Annotated in this window: 16 protein-coding genes; 13 read left to right on the top strand and 3 right to left on the bottom strand. The window is 38.2% G+C overall.

Going from position 1 to position 22,832, the window contains the following annotated elements; genetic code table 11:
• Nucleotide 1 precedes the first annotated feature (1 nt).
• From BHU72_RS13865 to BHU72_RS13815, 11 genes are all read left to right on the top strand, one after another.
• Nucleotides 2-838 carry an ABC transporter permease gene (locus BHU72_RS13865; RefSeq protein ID WP_083248491.1) on the top strand — a complete coding sequence of 279 codons (837 nt, stop codon included), beginning with the start codon at nt 2-4 and terminating at the stop codon, nt 836-838.
• Between the two features lie 184 nt (nt 839-1,022).
• On the top strand, nt 1,023-2,138 hold the full coding sequence (locus tag BHU72_RS13860; protein ID WP_069703217.1) for a response regulator: 1,116 nt from the start codon (nt 1,023-1,025) through the stop codon (nt 2,136-2,138).
• Between the two features lie 21 nt (nt 2,139-2,159).
• A complete protein-coding gene (locus tag BHU72_RS13855) occupies nt 2,160-5,213 on the top strand; it encodes an ATP-binding protein (RefSeq protein WP_069703216.1) in 3,054 nt (1,017 codons plus the stop codon).
• Between the two features lie 166 nt (nt 5,214-5,379).
• Complete coding sequence (locus BHU72_RS13850; RefSeq protein WP_069703215.1) at nt 5,380-8,781, top strand: NHL domain-containing protein; 3,402 nt, start codon at nt 5,380-5,382, stop codon at nt 8,779-8,781.
• A gap of 277 nt (nt 8,782-9,058) precedes the next feature.
• Nucleotides 9,059-9,505: a MarR family winged helix-turn-helix transcriptional regulator gene (locus tag BHU72_RS13845; RefSeq protein WP_069703214.1), complete on the top strand. Its 447-nt coding sequence runs from the start codon at nt 9,059-9,061 to the stop codon at nt 9,503-9,505.
• A 7-nt stretch (nt 9,506-9,512) separates the two neighbouring features.
• Entirely contained in the window at nt 9,513-12,617 is a 3,105-nt protein-coding gene (locus BHU72_RS13840; RefSeq protein WP_069703213.1) for an efflux RND transporter permease subunit, read from the top strand.
• A 303-nt stretch (nt 12,618-12,920) separates the two neighbouring features.
• Nucleotides 12,921-13,271, top strand: coding sequence for an AbrB/MazE/SpoVT family DNA-binding domain-containing protein (locus BHU72_RS13835; protein ID WP_245671916.1), 351 nt, complete (start codon nt 12,921-12,923; stop codon nt 13,269-13,271).
• An 81-nt stretch (nt 13,272-13,352) separates the two neighbouring features.
• Nucleotides 13,353-13,640, top strand: coding sequence for a hypothetical protein (locus BHU72_RS13830; RefSeq protein WP_069703212.1), 288 nt, complete (start codon nt 13,353-13,355; stop codon nt 13,638-13,640).
• 25 nt (nt 13,641-13,665) lie between these two features.
• A complete protein-coding gene (locus BHU72_RS13825) occupies nt 13,666-15,360 on the top strand; it encodes an ABC1 kinase family protein (protein WP_069703211.1) in 1,695 nt (564 codons plus the stop codon).
• Nucleotides 15,361-15,496: 136 nt separating this feature from the next.
• The gene (locus tag BHU72_RS13820; RefSeq protein ID WP_218076147.1) at nt 15,497-15,730 is read left to right on the top strand and encodes a hypothetical protein; all 234 of its coding nucleotides are present in this window, start codon (nt 15,497-15,499) and stop codon (nt 15,728-15,730) included.
• A 159-nt stretch (nt 15,731-15,889) separates the two neighbouring features.
• Complete coding sequence (locus tag BHU72_RS13815) at nt 15,890-17,683, top strand: KamA family radical SAM protein (RefSeq protein ID WP_069703209.1); 1,794 nt, start codon at nt 15,890-15,892, stop codon at nt 17,681-17,683.
• A gap of 116 nt (nt 17,684-17,799) precedes the next feature.
• On the opposite strand, the gene BHU72_RS13810 is transcribed toward BHU72_RS13815, so the two are convergent.
• Nucleotides 17,800-19,518 (bottom strand): methyl-accepting chemotaxis protein, encoded by a 1,719-nt coding sequence (locus BHU72_RS13810; protein WP_069703208.1) that lies wholly within the window; start codon nt 19,516-19,518, stop codon nt 17,800-17,802.
• A gap of 146 nt (nt 19,519-19,664) precedes the next feature.
• On the opposite strand from BHU72_RS13810, the gene BHU72_RS13805 reads away from it, so the two are divergent.
• Both BHU72_RS13805 and BHU72_RS13800 read left to right on the top strand, forming a co-directional pair.
• The gene (locus BHU72_RS13805) at nt 19,665-20,048 is read left to right on the top strand and encodes an alpha-helical endospore appendage domain-containing protein (protein ID WP_069703207.1); all 384 of its coding nucleotides are present in this window, start codon (nt 19,665-19,667) and stop codon (nt 20,046-20,048) included.
• Entirely contained in the window at nt 20,045-20,659 is a 615-nt protein-coding gene (locus tag BHU72_RS13800; protein WP_069703206.1) for a hypothetical protein, read from the top strand. Before BHU72_RS13805 ends, BHU72_RS13800 begins: the two co-directional genes overlap by 4 nt.
• Before the next feature lie 56 nt (nt 20,660-20,715).
• Here the strand turns inward: BHU72_RS13800 and BHU72_RS13795 are convergent, their stop codons facing one another.
• Nucleotides 20,716-21,033 (bottom strand): alpha-helical endospore appendage domain-containing protein, encoded by a 318-nt coding sequence (locus tag BHU72_RS13795; RefSeq protein WP_069703205.1) that lies wholly within the window; start codon nt 21,031-21,033, stop codon nt 20,716-20,718.
• A gap of 164 nt (nt 21,034-21,197) precedes the next feature.
• On the bottom strand, nt 21,198-22,799 hold the full coding sequence (locus BHU72_RS13790) for an N-acetylmuramoyl-L-alanine amidase family protein (RefSeq protein WP_069703204.1): 1,602 nt from the start codon (nt 22,797-22,799) through the stop codon (nt 21,198-21,200).
• Between the last annotated feature and the right edge of the window lie 33 nt (nt 22,800-22,832).

Below are 22,832 nucleotides of genomic sequence, written 5' to 3'. Positions count from 1 at the left end.
CATGACACTTCAGGAAGCAGTGCGTAAAAAAACGTTTTTGGTAATGGGTATTGTTACAGTTTTGTACTTGGCTTTTTGGACAATTATGCTCAATTATCTTCCCAATTCTTCAATGACTCATGGTATGGGAGACCAGTTTAGACCGTTTGCGATTCAAATGGTTACGAGAATGGGCTTTCAATTTTCCTCCATGTTAATAGCACTATTAACGATTATGCTGGGAGCCGGTGCAGTGGCTTCAGAATTAGATTCTGGACTCATTCAAGGGATTCTCACTCGCCCAATTCACCGCTATCAGTACATTCTTGGTAAGCTTGGCGGATTGGTAATTCTAGCTTGTGCGTATGCAACAGTATTGTTTTTCTCCATTTTAGTTATTGGAGCATTGTTTGACCTAAGTACAATCACTAGTTTGAATTTCTTTCAAATCATGAAAGGATGGTTGCTATATCTTCTGCTTCCAGCCGCACTTGTTTGTGTAACATTGTTTGGATCGGTATTCTTTAAAACCGTATCCAATGGGATTTTAATGATTTTCATTTATATTCTAGGCAATGTTGGTGGTATGGTTGAAATGATTGGACAGTACCTGAACAACAACTCAATCATTGGAACGGGAATCTTTATTAGCTTGATTTCACCTTTCCAAACGATTTATAGTACAATGGAACGCGTTATGGTTCCGAATTCTCAGCTTGCAGGTTCTGCCATGGCGGGTGCTAGTATGTCTGGAAGTGGTGAGCCCGCAAGTGTATGGATGTTTGTATATATCGCCTTGTACATGTTCGGATTTGTAGCACTAGCTATTAAGAAGTTTTCTAGTAAAGATATTACGTGATTAAAGACCATAATGTGAACATGTAAATACTATGTTGGAAAGTCGGAGGAAGGACTAGTGTCTTTCCTTTTTTGCTCGTGGGAACGAATCGAAGCATTTTAAAGTAAAATAGAAAATGTTTTCAATAAATATCAAAAGCCCAGAAAAAGAAGTAAAATGTTAGTTGGGAAGGTGGTAGTCTTATATGCGTAAAGTCTTATTAATCGACGATGAGGAAACAGGTCTTGATATATTAGAGATATTATTATCGGAGTTTGAGGAAATTGAGGTTAGTGGCAGATATACTGATCCTGTTGAAGCACTTGAACGTCTGAAGGTTGAAATAATAGATGCAGTATTCTTAGATATTGAAATGCCAGAAATATCTGGTATGGAATTTGCGCGAAGAGTTCAGGAAATGAATGAACAAACGAAGATTATATTTGTTACTGCGCATATGGATTTTGCAGTGGAGGCGTTTGAAATTGAATCACTGGACTACATACTAAAACCTGTTACAAAAGCGCGTCTTCATCAGTCGGTACGTCGTATATTACATGCAACTAATAAACATAAACCAAAAGACTCATCTATTTCAATTCGATGTTTTGGCCACTTTGATGTTTATAGCCATGATGAAAATGAAACCCTTACTTGGAAAACGAATAAAGTAAGAGAGTTGTGTGCCTACCTTATTCACTTTGAAGGAAACTTAGTCGAACGAGACCGTATCATAGATACATTGTGGCCTGAAGTACCTGTAGATAAAGCGAGAACGAGTCTTTATACGAACATATCTTATTTAAGAAGTACGTTTAAAGAACATGGGTTTGAGAATGTAATCATGAAAAAAGATAGTTGTTACTATATCAATCTATTAAATTTTAAATGTGATTTAATAGAATGGAAGAATCTTAATAATACTATCGAAAATATAAGTCAAGAAAATAAACATCTATTTGAAAAAATATTGGATATTTACAAAGATGAGTATATGGCGAAGTCGGGCTATAGTTGGGCTGAAGAGAAGCGTCAATACATTTGTAAAAATATATATACAGTAAATAATCAACTTGCCAAATTTTATAACGGCTTAGGTGAAATTGAAAAATTTCTTGAGTATACAGAAAAAGAGATGGAACTTTCTCGTTATTCAGATGAGATCTGTCAACGTTTAATTAAAATCCATTTAGAAATGAAAAATCGTACAGCAGCCTTAATAGTTTATCATAACTTTGTGCAAGTATTACAAGAAGAATTAGGGATTGAACCATCCTTACAAACGAAGCGGATGTTACAACAAATAATCAATGAATCATAAACATAATAGGAGAAAAGAGAAATGAGAAAAAAACTTATTGTATTATTCTTCTGTGTTCTTCTTTATGTTGGTATGTATCAAACTCTTTCATATGTAACAGATAAAGATGAGAAGTTTGTACCAAGTGCTACTGAAGGGATTATAGATTTTATTGGGTGGGATTTTGAAGGGGAACTCCCTATCCATTTAAAAGGGGAATGGGAATTTTATCCGAATCGTCTACTGCATCCTATTGATTTTAGTCGTGATAATATGGATGTGTACTATGTTGACGTACCGAGTATATGGCCAAACGATACTGATGATGTTTTATCTGATTTTGGTCAGGCTACTTACCGATTGCAGATTCATACGGATCGTGAGGGAGAAGTATTTGGATTAAAAACAAATATTATTCGAATGTCCAATCGAATGTATTTCAACGGTGAAGTTGTTGGTGGTAGTGGTGTTCCAGGAGATAAGAGAAACTACGATCCAGAAAACACACCTTATGTGAGCTATTTTCCGCTAAAAGATGGGATGAACGAGTTAATTGTGCAAGTGGCAAATTATCATTATATGGCGGGCGGAGGAATTGCTAGTCCAATCTATTTTGGGACAGAGAGACAAATTTCACACTTGCGAGATATGTTTCTCATGCACGATTTTGTAATGGTAACAGCATTATTTGTTATGGGGTTATATTTAATAGGTTTATATTTCCAAAGAAGGGAAGACAAATCTTTACTTATCTTTGCTTTATATAGTTTATCTATAAGTCTTTTTTCATCGTTACATGGTGAGAAAATTTTATATTTGTTGTTCCCGGATATGCCATATGGTCTTGTTTTAAGGACACAGTTTGCTAGTGCCTTAGTGGGGAATATTGTCTTATATCTTTATCTTTACTACACCTATAAAACGCTTACTTCAATACGGATAGTTTGTTTTGGGGTTTTAATCGGGGCACTCTTTTTATTATATCAAGTGATCTTTCCGACCTATGTCCCCTATTACGTACATTATTTCAACTATATATATGTAGTATGCACTTCCATATATTTCACATATATATTCATGTTAGCCGCCTTAGAGAAGAAAGAAGGAACATGGTATTTAATCATTGCTGTTACGATGATGAGTATTTATTCAATGACTCATATGTTAAATATGTTCGGTAAAACGGTACCACCTTATTTTCCGTTTGAAACGATTATATTTATTCTTATGCTAGCTTTACTATTGTCGCTACGTTTTTCAAATGCCTTTAAAAATGTCGCTTCGTTATCAGAAGAATTAATTAAAGTTGATAAATTAAAGGATGAATTTTTGGCAAAAACGTCTCATGAATTTAAAACACCATTACATGGAATCCAAAATATATCTCAATCTATGCTTAATAATCCGCAAGAAAATTTAACGGATGGGCAAAAAGAAAACCTATCGTTGATTGTAGGGATTGCAAAAAGGTTATCAACTCTAGTTAATGATGTTCTTGATTTAGAGAAATTAAAACAAGGCGAATTAAGGATTGTATACGTACCAGTTGATATCCATGGAACAGTTGATATTTTGTTAAAAGTGTTTTCGTTCATTGCAAAGGAAAAAGAAATTCAATTAATAAATGATATACCAAAATCAATCCCATATGTGTTGGCGGATGAAATACGATTTCGACAAATCGTTAGTAATCTACTTGATAATGCAATTAAATATACCAGTATGGGAGAGGTGCGGATAAGCGCGAATATTAAAGGCGAAGGAATCGAAGTCTCGATTGCGGATACGGGAGTTGGGATGGATCAAGAGCAATTGAATGATATTTTTAATCCATTTTTTCAAGTTGAAGCAACAGAAGGTGCTGGTTTAGGTCTTAGTATAGTAAAACAGCTTTTAGAAATACAAGGTGGTCAAATTGCAGTTCGCTCAGTAGTAGGGGTAGGAACTACCTTTATCTTTTCACTTCCAATTGCTCAATTACAAGATACTTCAAAATTAGTAGCTGTAGCCAATGACCTTGAAAAAGAGAATAGGTTTTTAGTTGAATATATGATTGAAACTCCTTATATTTCAAAGCATGAAGGAAAGTTTTCAATTCTAATTGTAGATGATAATTTTTCGAATTTAAAGATTTTAATTGAACTGCTAGAGTCTGAACAATACCATGTGATTGCTGTGAAAAATGGAGAAGAAGCCCTTGAACAAATAAAGCAAGCAAAAATAGACCTCGTTATTTTAGATTTAATGATGCCAGGTATGTCAGGATACGAAGTATGTACGCATATTCGTAAGATGTACAGTGTCATTGAAATGCCGATTCTTATGGTAACAGCTAGTCACCATACAGAGGAAAAGCTTGCTTCATTCCAGGCAGGCGCAAATGATTTTTTGCCGAAGCCATTTGACTTAGCAGAACTACAAGCTCGGGTTGACAATTTACTCATGATGAAGCAATCTTCAAGGAAAGCCACTACTTTAGAAATTGCGTTTTTACAATCACAAATTAAACCGCATTTTTTGTTTAACGTATTAAATACAATCTCATCCTTGAGCTATACGAATATTGAAAAATCAAGAGAAGTTGTTGCCTATTTGGCTGACTATTTACGAGGAAGCTTTGATTTTAGTAATACGAACAAGTTCATTCCTTTTCAAAAGGAACTAAATCTTATAAATGCTTATGTTGAAATTGAAAAAGCGCGATTTAAGAATAAAATAAAGTTCGAAGTTGATATTCCGTCAGACATACATTTGAACATTCCACCATTGATTATTCAACCATTAGTTGAAAATGCAATCCGCCATGGCATTAGTAAAAAGAAAATTGGTGGCACGATAAAATTACTTATTGAGACAAGCAACGGAGAATGTAGTATCATCATAGAGGATGATGGCATCGGGATGGAACAAGAAAAGGTTGAACGCTTGCTGACTCAAGAAACAGAGAGTAGAAGTGTAGGTTTGAAAAATATTAACCAGCGACTGAAGTACTTTTTCGGTACGTCGCTTCACATTAGTAGTAAACCATCAGTTGGCACTAAGATTACGATTGTGTTACCTTTTGAAAAGATGAAAGAGCTGTCCCAGTTTAGTTAGTGGGACAGCTTTTTTGACTCTTTTTGCAAAAGTATCGCATAACCACCTTATTTAAGATTTTTGTAAGATGCGTCTTATATAGTAATTAGGCTAAATAGGAATGAAGGAGGTTTTACAACATAGATGTAAAAAATTAACAATATAAAACTGAAAGGTGGAAATCAATATGAAAAAACTGTTAAAGAGGGTCATTTCCCTCCTGCTAATCTTTTTGATGGTTACGAATGTAATTTCGCAATTTTCTCCTGATTGGAGAGTTCAAACATATGCAACAAGCAGCGATATCATTACTACTGTGGCTGGGACGGATACCCAGGGTTATTTTGGGGACGATGCTCCGGCAATAAATGCAAATTTAAATTCCCCACATGGAGTAGCAGTAGACAGCCAAGGAAATCTGTATATAGCGGATACTTATAACCATCGAATACGGAAAGTATCAGCAACAGACGGTGTGATTAGTACAGTGGTCGGAACGGGCACCTCGGGTTATTCTGGGGACGGAGAAGCGGCAACATTGGCTAATTTAAGCTCCCCAAATGGAGTAGCGTTGGACAGCAGTGGAAATCTGTATATAGCGGATACTATGAACCATGTAATACGGAAAGTAGCAACAGACGGTAAAATTAGTACAGTCGCGGGAACAAATACTGGAGACGATTTGGATGACTATTATGGCGGCTATTCGGGAGATGGAGGATTGGCGACTTCAGCTGAATTGCGAGCTCCAAGAGGACTGGCGGTAGATAACCTTAGTAATCTTTACATCGCAGATTCATCTAACAATCGAATACGGAAAGTATCAGCAACAGACGGTGTGATTACTACTGTGGCCGGAACGGGTAGTTATAGCTATTCGGGAGATGGAGGATTGGCAAATCAAGCGGGTTTGAATTTCCCAAGAGGAGTAGCGGTAGACAGCCATGGGAATCTTTACATCGCAGATAGAAGTAACCATCGAATACGGAAAGTATCAGCAACAGACGGTGTGATTACTACGGTGGCGGGAACTGGCACCCCGGATTATTCTGGGGACGGAGAAGCGGCAACTTCGGCAAATTTAAAATCCCCACATGGAGTAGCGGTAGACAGCCATGGAAATCTTTATATCGCAGATACAGAAAACAATCGAATACGTAAAGTATCAGCAGCAGACGGTGTGATTAGTACTGTGGCGGGAACGGGTATTTATGGCTATTCAGGAGATGAAGGAACGGCGACGTTGGCACAATTCAGAAGCATATATGGAGTGATAGTTGACAGTAATGGGAATTTGTATATAACGGATTCTAATAACAACCGAATACGAAAGGTAACGGTACCTACGGTATCCGTTACAGGAGTCACGGTCGATCCAAGCACGTTAACTTTGATTGAAGGGGGAGCCCCAGTTTCCCTGACAGCTACAGTATCACCAATTGATGCAACAAATAAGGGTGTGGTATGGAGCAGTTCAAATACGGCAATAGCAACGGTGAGTAGCAGTGGCGAAGTAACGCCGGTTGGAGTAGGAACAGCAACGATTACTGTCACAACACAAGATGGAAGCAACACTGGTACTGTAGAAGTAACGGTGAATGCATTAGTGAATGCCGAAACGCCGACAATAGTCACACAACCAATAGGAACAACAGTAAACGAAGGAGCAACGAGCCCAGTATTAAGTGTCGTGGCAAGTGTAAGTGATGGAGGTACGTTAAGTTACCAGTGGAATAGCAATAGCACAAACAGTACTATTGGAGGAACAATAATTACGGGAGCGACAAGTGCGAGTTACAGTGCGCCAACATCGACAGTGGGAACAATGTATTACTATGTAGTAGTGACAAATACGAAAAGTGGAGTTAATGGAACGACGACAGAGACAGCATCAAATGTAGTGGCAGTGGTTGTGAGTCCTACTCTTCCAGCCTATACCGTAACCTACAATGGCAATGGGAACACAGGAGGAAGTGTCCCAATCGATAGTGAATTGTACGAGCAAGGAGCGCCGGTAACAGTACAAAGCAACAATGGAAGTTTAGCGAAAACCGGTTACACGTTTGCTGGGTGGAACACAGCAGCAGATGGAAGCGGAACGAATTATGTTGCCGGAGCAACATTCCCAATAGGAACAGCAAACGTAACGCTCTATGCGAAGTGGACTGCAATTCCATCTAGTAGTGGAAGTGGTGGCAGTGTTACGCCTAGTCAAACTGGTTCTCAAGTAACTACGATACCTGCTCCACAAGTGATTACTGTACCTGTTCAAACAGGTAATGTAGGTTCCGGTTCAACTGTTTCGGAAACGCCAATTACTCGCACGATAGATCCAGAAGGTAAGGTAAAGGACGAAGTTACATTAAATCAAGAAAAAATGAAGGATACGGTTCAAAGCATTATCGAAGCAAATCAATCAACAGCACGAATTATGATACAAGATACCAAAGATGAAGTGGGTCAAGTTAATATTAACGTACCAAAAGAAGCAACGAAAGAAATCGGCGATAAAAATATCAATCTTGAAATTTTTACTGAAAATGTGAGAATTATCATTCCACATGGGTCGATGGATAATTTCTTAAATGACCTATTCTTCCGTGTCATTCCGATTAAAGAAGAATCACAACGCAAAGAAGTGGAAAGTCGTGCAAGAGTGGAGCAAATCGTAAAAGAAGTTGCAAATAATGATAACATTGCAGTTATTTCAAGACCGATGACGATTGAGACGAACATGCAAGGCAGACCAACTACTCTAGTATTACCATTACGTGATCTCGAGGTACCAACTAATGATGCAGAACGATCCAAATTCTTAAATGAACTCTTTATTTTCATAGAGCATAGTGATGGTGAAAAACGTCTAGAAAAAGGGAAAAATGTTGAATACAAAGAGGGTCAGTTAGGTATAGAGTTTGGGGTAAACAAATTCAGTACGTTTACGATTCTCCATTTGGAAGGCTTTGCACAAAACTTCCATCAAGCATATATTAAAGGTTTCACGGATGGTTCGTTTAAGCCAAATGAACAGATTACAAGGACTCAAATGGCGTTAATGCTAGCTCGAATCTTAGGCTATGATGAAACACAAAAAGCTACAAAAGCACCATTTAGAGATGTATCAGTGGCTCATCCGACATCAGGTGCCATTGCATGTATGCAAGAAAAAGGGTTAATGACAGGGGACGATAATGGTAACTTCAACCCTTCTGAACAAATTACAAGAGCTCAAATGGCAGTAGTTGTGGCGCGCTATAAACAACTTTCTATAAAAGAACAAACAATAAACAATAACGCATTTAGTGATATAATCGGTCATTGGGCTATAAAAGAAATTGCAGCTAATAAAGATGCAGGAATAATTACTGGTTTTACAGACGGAACCTTCCGTCCGCAAAGCGCCTTAACTCGTGCACAGGCTGTTAAAATAATTAACCGTATGTTTGACCGAGGTCCGTTATTTGGAGTTGCAACACCAAGATTCAAGGATGTTCCAGCAACACACTGGGCATTTGAAGAAATTGAAGAAGCTGCACAAGACCATTTTTTCACATCAAGGGCTGAGGGTGGAGAAAATCTAGTAAAGTAATAAATATAAAAGCTACAATGCAAGAAGTATTCGAACCTGCTAATGCCCTTTCGAAAATGGCTGAGTGGCTACAAGAACTGATTCGAAAGTTCAAAGCTAAATAAGAATTGAATAAACATTATCGAACCCACCTTTTTCTTACCAGGTGGGTTTTGTTATGCAAAAGATATGGAAATTATTTAACATTGATTTGCGCACCGTATATTTATATTATGTTAACTAGATAGTTAAACAGTTTAAATATTATATAGTGAAAATTGTGTGAAGGAGGTAGAGTATGGACCAACACAAAATTATCGATTCCTGTGATCGACTTGAGACGGCGATGCTTGAATCCATGAGGATATTATCAAAAATTACAGATCAGTTAGAACCTGGACTTACCGGGGAGCAATTCTATCTGCTAAGAATGATTCATAAGAAACAGCGCACTACCAGTACGCAATTGGCAAACATATTTGGGGTAAAACCAAGTGCAATTACTGTCATGGTCGAACGTTTGTATAATCAAGGATTCATATGTAGAGACCGTGATGAAAGTGATAGAAGAGTAATTTTCTTACACCTTTCGGAAAAAGGGAAACAAGTTGTAATGCAGTGTGAGGAGAAACGATTAGAAATGATTACGACTTTCTTATCGGAATTAGAAGACGGTGAATTAGAAAGCTTAGTACGGGTATCAGAGAAACTTGCAACAATTATTAAAAAACATCAGGAGGAATAAAAACATCATGAGAATACCTAATTTTGCAGTCAAGAATCCTGTTACTACTATAATGATTATGTGCCTAGTGCTAATTTTAGGATTCGTTTCGTTAACAGGATTACAATTAGATCTAATGCCCAATATTAACCCACCAGTGGTAGCGGTCATGACGACATTCTCTGGTGCAGGCCCTGAAGAAGTTACGGATATGGTTACGAAACCTATAGAGGAAATCGTCAGCACGACGCAAGGGCTCAAATCGCTGCAGTCAAGAAGTAGTTCAAACTCTTCTGTCGTAATCGCTCAATTCGATTGGGGAATGGATATGTCAGAAGTGCGCGAGGATCTTAGCTCTCGTCTCGGATTACTTCAACTGGCTGATGGAGTAAGTAAGCCAATGATTGTAAAGTTCGATCCTACGATGATGCCAATTATGCAGATTGCTGTATCCAATGGCAAGGAAATTGAACACGTCCAAGCGTTAGTGGATGATGTGATAGTACCCCAGCTTCAAAGCATTGCAGGCGTAGCTAGCGTGAGTGTTACAGGTGGTTTTGGCGAAGAGATTCTTGTCAATCTTGATGCAGATAAACTAAAGGCGCATAATCTTACGCAAGCAAATATTATCCAGCTTATTCAAGGGAACAATTTAACCTTTCCGGGTGGTGTAATACAAGAGGAAAATGAGAAGTTAAATCTCCGAGTCATAGGTAAACTTGATTCTATTGATACATTGAAACAGTTACCAGTCAGTGTGGTTCCTTCACAAGAAGGAATGAAGGTTGTCTCGTTATATGAGGTAGCAGAAGTAGTAATAGCGAAGACTGAGGTCAGCTCGATAGCTCGTAATAACGGGAAAGAAAGCTTATTAATTAGTATTCAAAAAGAAGGTACAGCTAATACAGTAAGTGTCTCGAACAATACAAAAGAGCGCTTAGATAAGCTTCAAACAAATTATAAGGATTTAAACTTTGTTGTTTCTAATGACCAAGGAGAAATTGTCGAACAAGCAGTTTCTAATGTAATGACAGCATTATTGTTTGGCGGTATATTCGCAGTTGGTGTGATTCTAGTGTTCTTACGTTCCTTAAAATCTACTCTAATTGTAGGGATTGCGATTCCGTTTTCTGTCGTTTCAACATTTGTGTTAATGTATTTTTCAAATATGACGTTAAATATTATGTCCCTTGGTGGGCTAGCTCTTGGTGTTGGGATGTTAGTAGATAACGCGATTGTGGTTATAGAAAATATCTATCGCCATTTAGCGAAAGGAAAGATGCGTAAAGAGGCAGCTATCGAGGGTACGATGGAAGTAGGAAGTGCGGTAACGGCATCAATGCTGACAACACTTTCCGTGTTTTTGCCAATCGTGTTTGTTGGAGGGCTAGTAGGAGATTTATTTAAAGAGCTAGCTTTGACAGTGACCTTTGCTCTATTATCTTCGTGGGCTGTTGCGCTGACAGTCGTGCCAACTCTTGCTGGGTTATTACTCAATAGCAACAAGGTACGGGAGACCAAACACAATAAATTCTATAGAAACACGATTCATTGGGTGTTAAATAACCGACTTGTTACTTTGTTTATCGTCATGGTACTGTTAGTAGGCTCTTTATCTTTAGTGCCTAAGGTAGGAACTGAATTTCTCCCTGCGCAGGATGAGGGTATGTTCTCGATTGATGTAAAGCTTCCTGAAGGAACTCTGTTTGATCGTACTTTACACGTTGTGGAGAAGATTGAAATTGAAGCACTAGCAATGAAAGATATTGATGTTGTAACAGCTACTATCGGAAATGATGATCCGTTCATGTCTTCGATGGCAGGAAGTGCAGAGAATACAGCAAGTATTACAGTAAAGCTTGTCGATGCTGAAGAACGTAGTACTGCAACAGAAAGAGTAATGAAAGATCTTGAAATAAAGGTTGAGTCCCTCAAAAATGGAGCCGAGCTTACATTTAACCTAAGTAATTCTATGCAAAGCATGAGCGGCGCCCAGAATACAGTAGAGGTCCTACTTCTTGGTCAAGATGCTACTTTAATTGGAGAGTACGGACAAGAACTAGAACAACGCTTGGAATCCATTACTGGAATCAATAGTATTACAAACAGTCTAGAAACAGGGAAACCAGAGTATCAATTTATCGTAGACAAAGAAGCGGCATTTAAATATGGCTTAACGACGTATCAAGTAGCTTCCTTTGTGAATAATTCTTTACAAGGAAAGCTAGCAGGTACAATACTTGGAACCAATGTAAAAGTTCAATTCAAAGATATTTCAAACTCGAAAGAAGCAATTGAGAGTTTAATGATTGCTACTCCTACAGGTCAAGAAGTTGCTCTTAAGGACTTAGGGGAAGTAGTGAGAGGCACTGGCCCGATTACCATCGTTCGCGAGAATCAGCAACAACCGCTGATCATTACGGCTACTTTTGAAGGAGAGTCATTAGGAGATATCACGTCAAAGGTGCAGAAAGAAATCGAGAGCATGGTTAGTGATTTACAAATCGACACAGGCATTACTACGGTAAAATTAGCTGGTGGTTCTGAAATGATGGGCGACGCGTTTGGCGCCTTACTGTTGGCGATGGTACTTGCGATTGTATTCGTATATATGGTGATGGCAAGTCAATTCGAGTCCTTAGTTCAGCCATTGATTATTATGGTGTCGTTACCGTTAGCGATTACTGGTGTCATTGTAGGGTTACTAGCGACAGGGTCTTCCTTTGGGATTACTGCCTTCATAGGGATTATTATCCTCATTGGAATTGTAGTGAATAATGCGATTGTGTATATAGACTATGCGAATCAACTTAGAAACAAAGGCTACAATGTCAAGGACGCATTAGTTGAAGCTGGACTAACAAGATTACGTCCAATCATTATGACGGCACTTACAACGATGTTAGGGTTATTACCTCTAGCGATTGGTGCTGGTGAGGGAGCGGAAATGCAAGCACCAATGGCAATTGCGGTCATAGGTGGATTGTTTAGCTCGACGGTCTTAACGCTTGTTGTGATTCCAGTCCTGTATAGTCTAACAGAAAGTATTAAAGGTTTCCGAAGAAAATGGAAGATTGTAATGCAGAAACTTAGTGAATCAGACCTTGAGGTTTCTGTAGAACTACCGAAGTAAATATTGTGGGAAGAGGTGTTGTTAATTACTGAATAAGTAGTTAGCAATACCTTTTCGATATAACATATTTATTAAAATTCAGTAATATAGCGGTTGCGTTAGCAACATAGCCAGGGTCACGGGTCTCATTGATTTATGTACAATTTATGACATGTTGAATATTCGCTTGACGGTATGAAAAGTATGATTTATCATACTGAGTATAAGTAGAGTGATAATAAGTAATGTGATAAGTAGTAGAAAGCTTAATGATTGAAGATGTAAGGTGTAGAGCAAATCACCCAGGTATAGGAGGAATTTTTTATGATGATGAAGGGACACGGTCGAGGACATGGGCATGGACACATACATTCACACGGTAAATGCTACGGTTCAACAGCTATGGGGGAACGCGGACAAATCGTAATTCCAGCGGAGGCTAGAGAAGAGTTAGACATTCAACCAGGGGAAAAGATGATTGTTTTTGGAAATGCGAGAAAAGGAACATTAATTATTATCAAGTCGGATATTATGGCGAGATTCGCAGATATGATGATGCAGAAAGCAAGTTTTTTAGAAGAGTTATTCGGCACTAAGAAGAAGTCTAACAAGAAGGCGGAGCAAGACCTAACGGAAGAAGATGATAGTGAAGATGCCACAGATACTAATAAATAACATACAAATAATGAGGAGAAATAGATAATGTATACGGTTCATTTAATTCTGGCTCATGCCACATTTTTACTTACTTTGTGATTGGCGACAGTATACTCCCTAGTTCAGTGGAGAAAGAAGCCATTACCAGGACAAAATCTTCTAGCATACCTAGCGATTGGTGTCTTAGATTTAGTAGTTGTGTTAGGATTCATCCTGATCTTTACTTCAACGAGTATTTCATGGATTCATCTAACAATTGCAACGATAGCAGCAGTACTACTTCACTATGTATATCGAAATGTTACGAAAGAAGGCTTATCTGTAAAGTATGTGTTGTTAACGTGGTTAGTGGCAATATTAGTAATACTGACACCAGTCATTGGTTAAATTTTAAAAAAAAGGAAAGATTCGAGTGAAACATTATATTAAGCTACTATTCAATGATCGATTTCGCAAAGTTTTCTTTCTTTTTCTATATTCTGGTTTACAGTTTTGGTGGCTAGGCAAAATCAAAAAATTCATATCTACGGAGGCATCGAATCGCAGATACAAAGAACTCTATCAAGAGCAGGCGGTAAAGTTCACAAACACAGCGATTGAACTCCAGGGATTGTTAATTAAATTAGGGCAGTTTTTCAGTTCAAGGGTCGACATACTTCCTAAAGAATATACTGACGAGTTATCGAAGCTTCAGGATGCAGTCCAACCAGTAGACGCAAAGCTTATAAGAATACGCATGGAAACGGAGTTAGGGACTTCGATTGACAATGTCTTCTCTGAGTTTTCCGAGCAAGCGATTGCAGCTGCCTCATTAGGGCAGGTGCATAAGGCTAGGCTTAAAAATGGGCAAGAGGTAGCTGTAAAAGTTTTGCGCCCAGGAATCGAAGAGATTATCGCCATCGATTTACAAACCTTACGAATCATTATCGCTGTTTTGAAAAGGTTTACCAAGTTTGCGCAATCAGTAGACTTAGACGATGTGAATCAAGAATTCCATGAGACAATCAACGATGAATTGGATTATGTGAAAGAAGGTAAGAGCGCTGAACAATTCCAAGCGAATTTTGCAGATGAACCAAGAATTTATGTTCCTAAGATATACTGGGACTATACGACGGAGAAGCTCCTTGTCTTAGAATATATTGATGGTGTCAAAATTACAGACCTTTACGCAGTAAAGGAATTTAATATTGCGTCTGATTTAGCAGAAACGATTTTCTCATCTTACTTAAAGCAAGTGTTAGTTCATGGATTCTTCCATGCCGACCCACATCCGGGGAATCTTCTGGTTACGAAGGAAGGCACACTGGTTTTCATCGATTTCGGGATGATGGGGTATGTACAGAAGAACATGAAGGAGAGTATGGTCAAACTTGTAACTGCCGTATTCAAAAGGGATGCTGGAGCTGTTGTTGAGGCATTAGATCATGTAGGTTTTCTTCGTCCTAATGCTGATAAAAACGTATTGATTAAGAGTATCAAGATACTGCTCAATAATGTCTTCGGAGATATGGAGAACAATGTCAAAAATATCGATTTAAATGAATTAGCCATTGAAGTTCGAGAGCTAATGTACTCGCAACCGTTCCAGATTCCAGCTAGAACTACCTTCTTAGGAAAAGCATTGATTACTCTAGCAGGGATTTGTCGAGGATTAGATGAGAATTTTGACGCGATCAAAGTCAGTACTCCATATATCTCGGAACTCCTGCCTGGTATGGAAGGCTCCCCAGGCAATGATTCTGGTTCCAATAGTAATCGCGCATTTCTATTCGATCAAGCGAAGACAATTGCTCTAGACGTAATTGCAATCCCAGAGAAATTAAATCGTATGATTGATGGATTAGAGACAGGGGAATTACGTTTCCATCCTTCTAAGACCTTCGAACAGAATATGCTAGAGCATCAATCGGAGATTGCGAGTCGGGTAATACGGACGATTATAACAGCGGGTGTTGGTGTAATAGGAGCGATTCTATACAATGGAGATGCCCAACAGTTGGGAAGCATTCTAATGGTTGTAAGTGGTTTCACTGGGCTTGGATTGTTTTTCGGGAGAAGTAGTAATAAGCAAGGAAGGCGGAAAAGGCCGAGATTTCACCCGTAATATTCTGATGATGGAAGATATAAGATGATGTGAATATTTAAAATGAAGAAAGCTTGATTATGAACCAGAGAGGACCAATACCATGGAGCTTGGAGCAGTAAGTTATATAGTGTTGATTATTCTTATATCCTTTATAATGAATATCCCATTGGGCATTTGGCGTGCTGGTGCCAGAAAGTTCAGTGTGCGATGGTTTGCAGCGATTCATATTGCTGTACCAATGATTTACTATATACGAATCACTACTGGCATAAGTCCGTGGATTATTCCAGTGTTGATAGCTATGGCGGTTGCTGGGCAACTCGTAGGTGGCAAAATCCATAAGCGATATATGCAGTATATTCGTTATAAGGTTTTAGGTAATTACTAAATTATCATAAATGAAGACTTGTGTTGTGTTCTCCATTGGACAATCGATTGTTTCGTACATCGATTGTCTTTTTACATTATAAAAGCAAATTTTCAGTTTTTCTATGATACAATAGATGTTGGAAAGTAATACAGATAACTAAATAGAGGAGGGAGCTATATGCCAAAGCACAAACAATTAAGACTGTTATTTGATGAAAATCCAGGATTGTTTGATCAACTGAGGCAAGCGAGGACGCTAGAGGAAGCCAGAGAAGAAGCACTTATGTATGTACTGAAATATGAATCCATTACCTTGAATACGACTGATTATAACCATCCGATGGAAAGGTCCGTAGCGCGAAAGTGTATTAACACTTTACGGAATATGTTATCCAAACGGAGTGAGGAACTTACAGGTTTTAGTGCGATTGAGGCTATATGGAAATTGTCCAAAGGGCGGCAGGAGAAGTTCACGAAAGGCTTTATTCGAGAGATGCGACATCTCTTTAAGGGCATGAAGGGAACAACTGGATTATATACAATTGATCCAGAATCAGATGCGGCGGAAGATAATATAAGCAATGATAGTCGGACAATTTCCAGACAGCGCTCATATGTTTTAGATGGAATTGCAGCAAAGGCACATAACTGGGTAAAGAAGTATAAATCAGGGCTAGAGAGAGAAGTAGTTCAGAGAAGAAAAGAGAATAAGCAAAGAATTCTAGAATATTTTAAGGCGACTGAGGAAGATTGGAACAGTTGGGAGTGGCAATGCCGCAATGTAATTCGTGATGCGAAAATGGCAAGTGATCTCATTAATCTAACGGACGACGAGAAGTATTCGATTGCCATATCTCGTAAGCACGGAATTCCTTTTGGTATTACTCCATATTATGCGATGCTTATGGACAGAAAAACAGATCGTGTTCATGACAACGCCATTCGAGCACAAGTGATTCCACCATTAGAATATTCTATGTTCATGGCGAATGCGAAGGAAGGTAGAGGCGAAGAGCTTGATTTCATGGGAGAAAATGATACTTCACCAGAGGATTTAATCACTAGAAGATATCCGATGATTTCTATCTTCAAACCCTATAATACTTGTGCACAAATTTGCGTGTACTGCCAACGAAATTGGGAGATAAACGATGTATTGGCTAAGGATTCGCAGGCTCCGCAGAGAAAGCTAGAAAAAGCCATGGAATGGTATAAGGCCCACCCTGAAATTACAGAAATCTTAGTCACCGGCGGCGATCCTGCAATTATGTCTGATGCCGTAATGAAGCATATATTAGATCGTATTCGTGAGTTGCCGCAGATTACTAGAATACGCATAGGTACTAGAACACCTGTCGTATTACCGATGCGATTTTCCGAAGAGTATGCAGATTTACTAGCGTCGTATCAGATTCCGGGGAAAAGAGAAATTTGTGTGATGACGCACTTCGAGCATCCTTATGAGGTTACGCCTGAGGCGATGGATGCTGTACAAAAGCTACGACATCGAGGGATTTCTGTCTATAACCAAGGGGTATATACGATGGAGAATGCTCGCCGTTTTGAAATGGTAGCCTTACGCAAGGCACTGCGGTTAATTGGTGTCGACCCGTATTATACGTTTAATACCAAAGGCAAAGAAGAAATGCGAGATTATCGGATTCCAATTGCCAGATTAATCCAAGAGCAGACGGAAGAAGCAAGGTTGAATCCTGGTTTAGAGCGTACGGATGAAGCAGTGTTCAATATTCCTAGACTTGGCAAGAATTATCTAAGGGCTGGACAGGACCATGAAGTCATCATGGTATTGCCTGAAGGAGAGAGAGTTTACGAGTTCTATCCTTGGGATATGAGTACAACGGATGTGTCTCCATATCTTCATATTGATTTGCCAATCGATGAATTCCTAGACAAGATACAAGATAAAGGGGAAGATCCACAGGATTATAGAAGTATTTGGTACTATTTATAAATTAAAGTTTATAAATAGAACTATGTAGTACAACAAAAATAGCCCAACTTGGGCTATTTTTGTTGTACTATCAGAAATTATAATTTTTTTGGCAATACCGAGTTTTCTTTATCTACCTAATGCGATACTTTAAATATGGAAATTACAATTTGAAGGTTTTCCGAGAGTTTTGACAAGGAGTTAGCTGCCGCGGAGATTTCTTCCATTGTCGCTAACTGCTGTTCCGTCGCTGCTGAACTCTCTTGGGTGGAAGCTACACCTTTTTCTACAATAATATTTAGCTGTTCCATAGATTTCGTGACTTCTTTGCTTAGAAGTATCATTCGACTTAGTGCAGTTGTTACATCTTGTATTTTACCTGCTAATGAAAGAATAGAATGGTTGATACTAATAAATGTTTGATTGCTTTTCTCGGTCGTAACGATTCCTTCTTGTACTTTGGCGTTCCCACTACTCATTGAGATAACTGCTTGATTCGTATGCTCTTGCACTTCTTGTATCATTTTCCCAATTGTTTCTGATGACTTTTTCGTTAATTCTGCAAGTTTACGAACTTCATCAGCGACTACTGCAAAACCTTTTCCGTGTTCTCCAGCCCTTGCGGCTTCAATGGCGGCATTTAGTGATAATAGATTGGTTTGATCAGCAATATCACGTATCATTTCTGTAATCTCGCCAATCTCTTTCGATTGTTCGCCTAAGTTTTGAATAATTTGGCTGGTTTGGACGACAGAATCTTGTATTTCTTGCATCTGCACTAATACGTGTGAGATTGAGGTTGTTCCAGCTTGGGATAGAGTTATACTATCGGCTGATAAGTTCTTCATGTCTATACTATTTTTATTCATTTCGTTTATGTCATCAGCCATTTTGTGAATCGCAGTAGATACATTCATAATATTCTCGAACTGTTTCTCAGCGTCTTCTGCCGCTCCTTGTGCGAGTCTAGCAATTTGTTTGGTCGCTCCTTTGCTTTCTTCTGCACTAGCAGATAATTGCTCGGAGGAAGCGGCAACATTTTCTCCAGTATGCTGTATTTTCAATGCAAGATCTCGCAACTTATATGTCATGTCATTAATTGCATGACTTAGTAGACCGACCTCATCTTTACGATTATAACTAAGTGGTTCTAGAGTTAAGTCACCAGTTGCGATATATTGCACATGAGTTGCCATATTCATAAGCGGCTTTGCAATGATAGTCGCAAGAATCAGGCCAATACTAAGAGAGAGGACTATACCAACTATTTTCAGAGATGTTAAAGCTTTACCAGCAAATGCGTTCTCTTGATCATTACGGATATGTTTGTCATAAGCTTGCATGGCATACATATCGGCCAATCCATTGAGCTGATCATTCACATCATTAACCATTGGAGATATGCTTCTGTACTTCGCTATCGCTTTATCGATTTGATTATGATTCATATATTGCAGCACTTGATTATGATGTTCACGATATTCAAGCATAGATTTCTTCAATTGGTTTGCCATTTCAAGATGCTCAGTACCATTCTCGATTCCGGCTAACTGCTCTAATGCTTGATCAATAGCAAGTTTATGCTTTGTAATTTCATCTAAGGAAAAATTAATCCCATTTTCATCCGATATTAGTAGCCATTCTAAGGTTAACCTCTCAATCGTTCTATTATGTGATCGTATATCGGTAATAGCAATTAAAGCTTGAATGTCTTCGTGATAAATCTCGTCTAAGCGATCATTGGCTTTCCCTAGAAAATACTGTCCCATGATGCCAGTCGCTGTAATGAAAAAGCCCATAATACCAACTAAAACAATAATCTTAGTAAGTGTCTTCCAGTTCATTATGATACGCACAATGTTTTCCTCCCTTCCATGTATCGATATCATAAGGTATGAGGTATAGAGAAGGAATTCTTGTACGATTTCAATGGTGCTAGAAAAATCAACAAATGCATACAATTATATCAACATATACTAAACTAAGGGAAAAGGTGATGCTGATGAGTATGCCAGAAATTCCAGAATCAAAACATCGACCAACTTTAAAACAAGCGGTTGTCGATTTACTAGAGTCTATCGCGTTAGAAGAAATTGCGTTATCTCACATAGTGAATGCAGAGGCGGAAAAGGTGCAAGCATTTATTGGGGGAGAAGCAGATTTCCCAATGTGCTCATCTTATGAGGAGCTGATTCGATTTAATCGATCCGTAAATCAGGTTCTAGATACAGTACTAATGAAGGAATGGCTTCTATTGAAAAAGTTAGAAAATGTTATGCGAATCGATAAATATCAAGACTGTGAGTTTTGTAAAGAGACTGGGCGTGGGGGAGCTGCCGAATTCATTGATGAGGAGCCAATGAGTGAGGATAATAGTGAAGAGTGAATGAAATAATGATTCATTCATTGGGCAAAGGACTAGAGTCAATTCACCGTCTTCAATCCAGTATGATTCAATTTGCATCAAAAGCGCAATCATCTCGACACTTCAAGGTCAAGCACTTGGATGATACTGAATGTATAGAAACATTCCTAGAAACACTATATATCATAGAATCGATGCAATCTATTATGGATAGAAAGAAGCTTTGCATGCCCAGATTACCTAGAATTTCCGATGCAAATGAAGGAGTTATGCATCAACGAGACAGATTATTAGTAATCAGATCAAAGTTACAAGAATTACAAAAGAACTTTGGAAACACAGACCTTTCAAATCTAAAGTATCAGCAATTGATTGTAGATGCTATGAAGCTGATACAGCAGAAATTACGCGCGCAGGAATGCTTGCAGGATATTAAACTAAAAGAGCCCATAGTAATACCTAGAAATCAACCACAGAAGGTAAAAACAGACCAATCACATGCGAATCTTTTTGGGCCACAATACCCACAATCGCAGCTCCCAAGGCCATGGATTAATCAAAATAAAATCTCACATATGAGATTAAATGATGAAAGCAAACAAAAAAAGAAAACAAAAAAAGCAACAAAATAGCAAACAAAAAAGGATCGTCTAGAAACATCTAGGATCCTTTTTTAAATTTGCTATATTTAGTATTTATCAGGTTCGTCGTCAGGTATCTCCATTACATCCTCAAGTTTAAACTGCAACAGCATTTCTTTTTTAATTACATTTCTCAGTGTCTTTTCTACACTTTTGTTAATCGCTAATAAATCTTCAACTTTTGGGTTCTTTACTGTCTGCCCCTTAATAGTGCCTAAAACGGATTGAATCTTCTCGGCTTCTGCATTCACGATGTGTGCCAATGCAAGTTCCTCGAAAGCGATAGAAGATAACAACAAATTTACCACTTGTTCACGGGAAATATCAATTTCAGGCTTTAAATCTGGGATATTCGGAAAGGACATTTTATCAACCTCCTAGGTGTTATACTTATATCTATGATATGTTTTTGATAAATATTGCTATTAATCTTCTTAAAAAAATAAATTTACATAGGTATAAAAAATAACAAGCTGCCATCTGTTGCAAGATGACAGCTTGTATTTTATAAAGATGATTGTATTGATTGTTAAGGCGTAGTGAAATATTCTATTATTGCTTCTGTCATAGCCTGAGACATTTTATCTTGATAGATGGGATCGATTAATTTTGCCTCATCATTCTTGTTTGACAGAAATCCTAATTCCATAAGGACGGAAGGGTATCGGTTATAGCGTATGACAACAAATGATTGTGGTTGATTTCCTAGCCATTTAGTCTCAATAGCTTCAGCCACTTTGGCACTTAATAGGGATGCGAGCTTTTGATTTTGAAAAGAATGTGGCGCTTCATCATAATAAAAGCTCGCTGTACCATTAAGAGATAAGTCTGCTGGAAAGTTATCGGCATGAACACTAACGAATAAATCGGCATCCACAGAATTCGTAAAATGGATACGTTCCATTAAATCTAGAAATGTCTCGTAATTATCTCCGTTGTATAGAGTATTGTCCGTTGAACGGGTTAGATGTACAATGGCGCCTTCCCTTTCTAAGTGTTGCTTCAAACGCATAGAGACGCTTAAGTTGAAATCTTTCTCTAGTATCCCTAAAACACGTCCATAGGTGCCTGGTTCAGACCCGCCATGTCCTGGGTCAATCACAATCCTCTTACCCTTGATACCAGTAGCGCTCAGATCGATTGTTATAGAGTTTCGATCGGGATATACCTTCCATGTGGTAACTTGATGGCTTTTTATTTGAATTAACCTTGGGGATATTTGTATTGAGTCAAGGTATAACCCCTTCGGGATATGTTTAACAGGTATTTGATTATTCACTGTTTCATCGAATGCAATATCTACACTTTTATCTTCTGTAATGAAGGAATATGCAGGGTCGCCACTTGTAACGATGTTTATGATATCTCGATTATTTTTTTGTGTGACAAAGGTATCAAGGACAACGGGAGTGAAGTATAACGTATACTCCGATTCTGCATCTTTTCGCAATTCTGCGTGGGTCCAGCCTGTTGTATAAATATCGATAGTTCCATCACTAACGGAAAACACAGGAACGGAACGATGATCTACATCAAAGGAACTTTTAGATAGGGGAGGAAAACCACTAATAGTAAACTTACCATCCTTATGATTATGCAAAGCTAGATGATTCGTAGATGGTAAAGAGATACTTAAAGTGTTTCTATCTTTAAACAAAAGACGAATTGGTAATCCGTTTGTCTCCTTTGTTGTAAGTTCGACTCTTGTGTTTAGATATTCCTTTAAAATCCATCCCTTTATACCATTGTAACTTACTTGAAACCAGCGACTATTCTCGGCTAGGATGATGACTTCTTCATCTTTAGAAAGGGTATGCAGTATCTTTACTCCCCAAGTCGTACTCGGTGTGCTTCTCAGGTTGACTGTCTTTGCAGTGATGATACCGTATTTGTTGATTGTAGGAAGTTCATATTGTAGCTTAGGGTTATAATTATCAAATATGTGTTTGTAGACTAAAGTTGTAGCTTGATACGAAACTTCATTCGCGTCGTTAGAATAGATATGCTTGTCTGGCTGCAGCTGTTGATTGTCATGAATCTGTTCTGCATCGATGAAAGTATGTATTAAAAGAAATACAATGGATGCAATAATAACGCTGCCAATCAACATGTAAATGAAGTTTCTTTTCATATAAATATACCCCGCATTTCTGTTTCAGCTATA

It is taken from the genome of Desulfuribacillus stibiiarsenatis (assembly GCF_001742305.1).
Classification (GTDB): Bacteria; Bacillota; Bacilli; order Desulfuribacillales; family Desulfuribacillaceae; genus Desulfuribacillus_A; species Desulfuribacillus_A stibiiarsenatis.
The sequence above is the reverse complement of the archived record's forward strand: the minus strand, read 5'-3'. Positions and strand labels throughout refer to the sequence as shown.

What these genes read in the sequence shown, in the direction of transcription:
- BHU72_RS13865 (WP_083248491.1), top strand. Translation starts at nt 2, where the DNA reads ATGACACTTCAGGAAGCAGTGCGTAAAAAAACGTTTTTGGTAATGGGT.
- BHU72_RS13860 (WP_069703217.1), top strand. Translation starts at nt 1,023, where the DNA reads ATGCGTAAAGTCTTATTAATCGACGATGAGGAAACAGGTCTTGATATA.
- BHU72_RS13855 (WP_069703216.1), top strand. Translation starts at nt 2,160, where the DNA reads ATGAGAAAAAAACTTATTGTATTATTCTTCTGTGTTCTTCTTTATGTT.
- BHU72_RS13850 (WP_069703215.1), top strand. Translation starts at nt 5,380, where the DNA reads ATGAAAAAACTGTTAAAGAGGGTCATTTCCCTCCTGCTAATCTTTTTG.
- BHU72_RS13845 (WP_069703214.1), top strand. Translation starts at nt 9,059, where the DNA reads ATGGACCAACACAAAATTATCGATTCCTGTGATCGACTTGAGACGGCG.
- BHU72_RS13840 (WP_069703213.1), top strand. Translation starts at nt 9,513, where the DNA reads ATGAGAATACCTAATTTTGCAGTCAAGAATCCTGTTACTACTATAATG.
- BHU72_RS13835 (WP_245671916.1), top strand. Translation starts at nt 12,921, where the DNA reads ATGATGATGAAGGGACACGGTCGAGGACATGGGCATGGACACATACAT.
- BHU72_RS13820 (WP_218076147.1), top strand. Translation starts at nt 15,497, where the DNA reads ATGAATATCCCATTGGGCATTTGGCGTGCTGGTGCCAGAAAGTTCAGT.
- BHU72_RS13815 (WP_069703209.1), top strand. Translation starts at nt 15,890, where the DNA reads ATGCCAAAGCACAAACAATTAAGACTGTTATTTGATGAAAATCCAGGA.
- BHU72_RS13805 (WP_069703207.1), top strand. Translation starts at nt 19,665, where the DNA reads ATGAGTATGCCAGAAATTCCAGAATCAAAACATCGACCAACTTTAAAA.
- BHU72_RS13795 (WP_069703205.1), bottom strand. Translation starts at nt 21,033, where the DNA reads ATGTCCTTTCCGAATATCCCAGATTTAAAGCCTGAAATTGATATTTCC.
- BHU72_RS13790 (WP_069703204.1), bottom strand. Translation starts at nt 22,799, where the DNA reads ATGAAAAGAAACTTCATTTACATGTTGATTGGCAGCGTTATTATTGCA.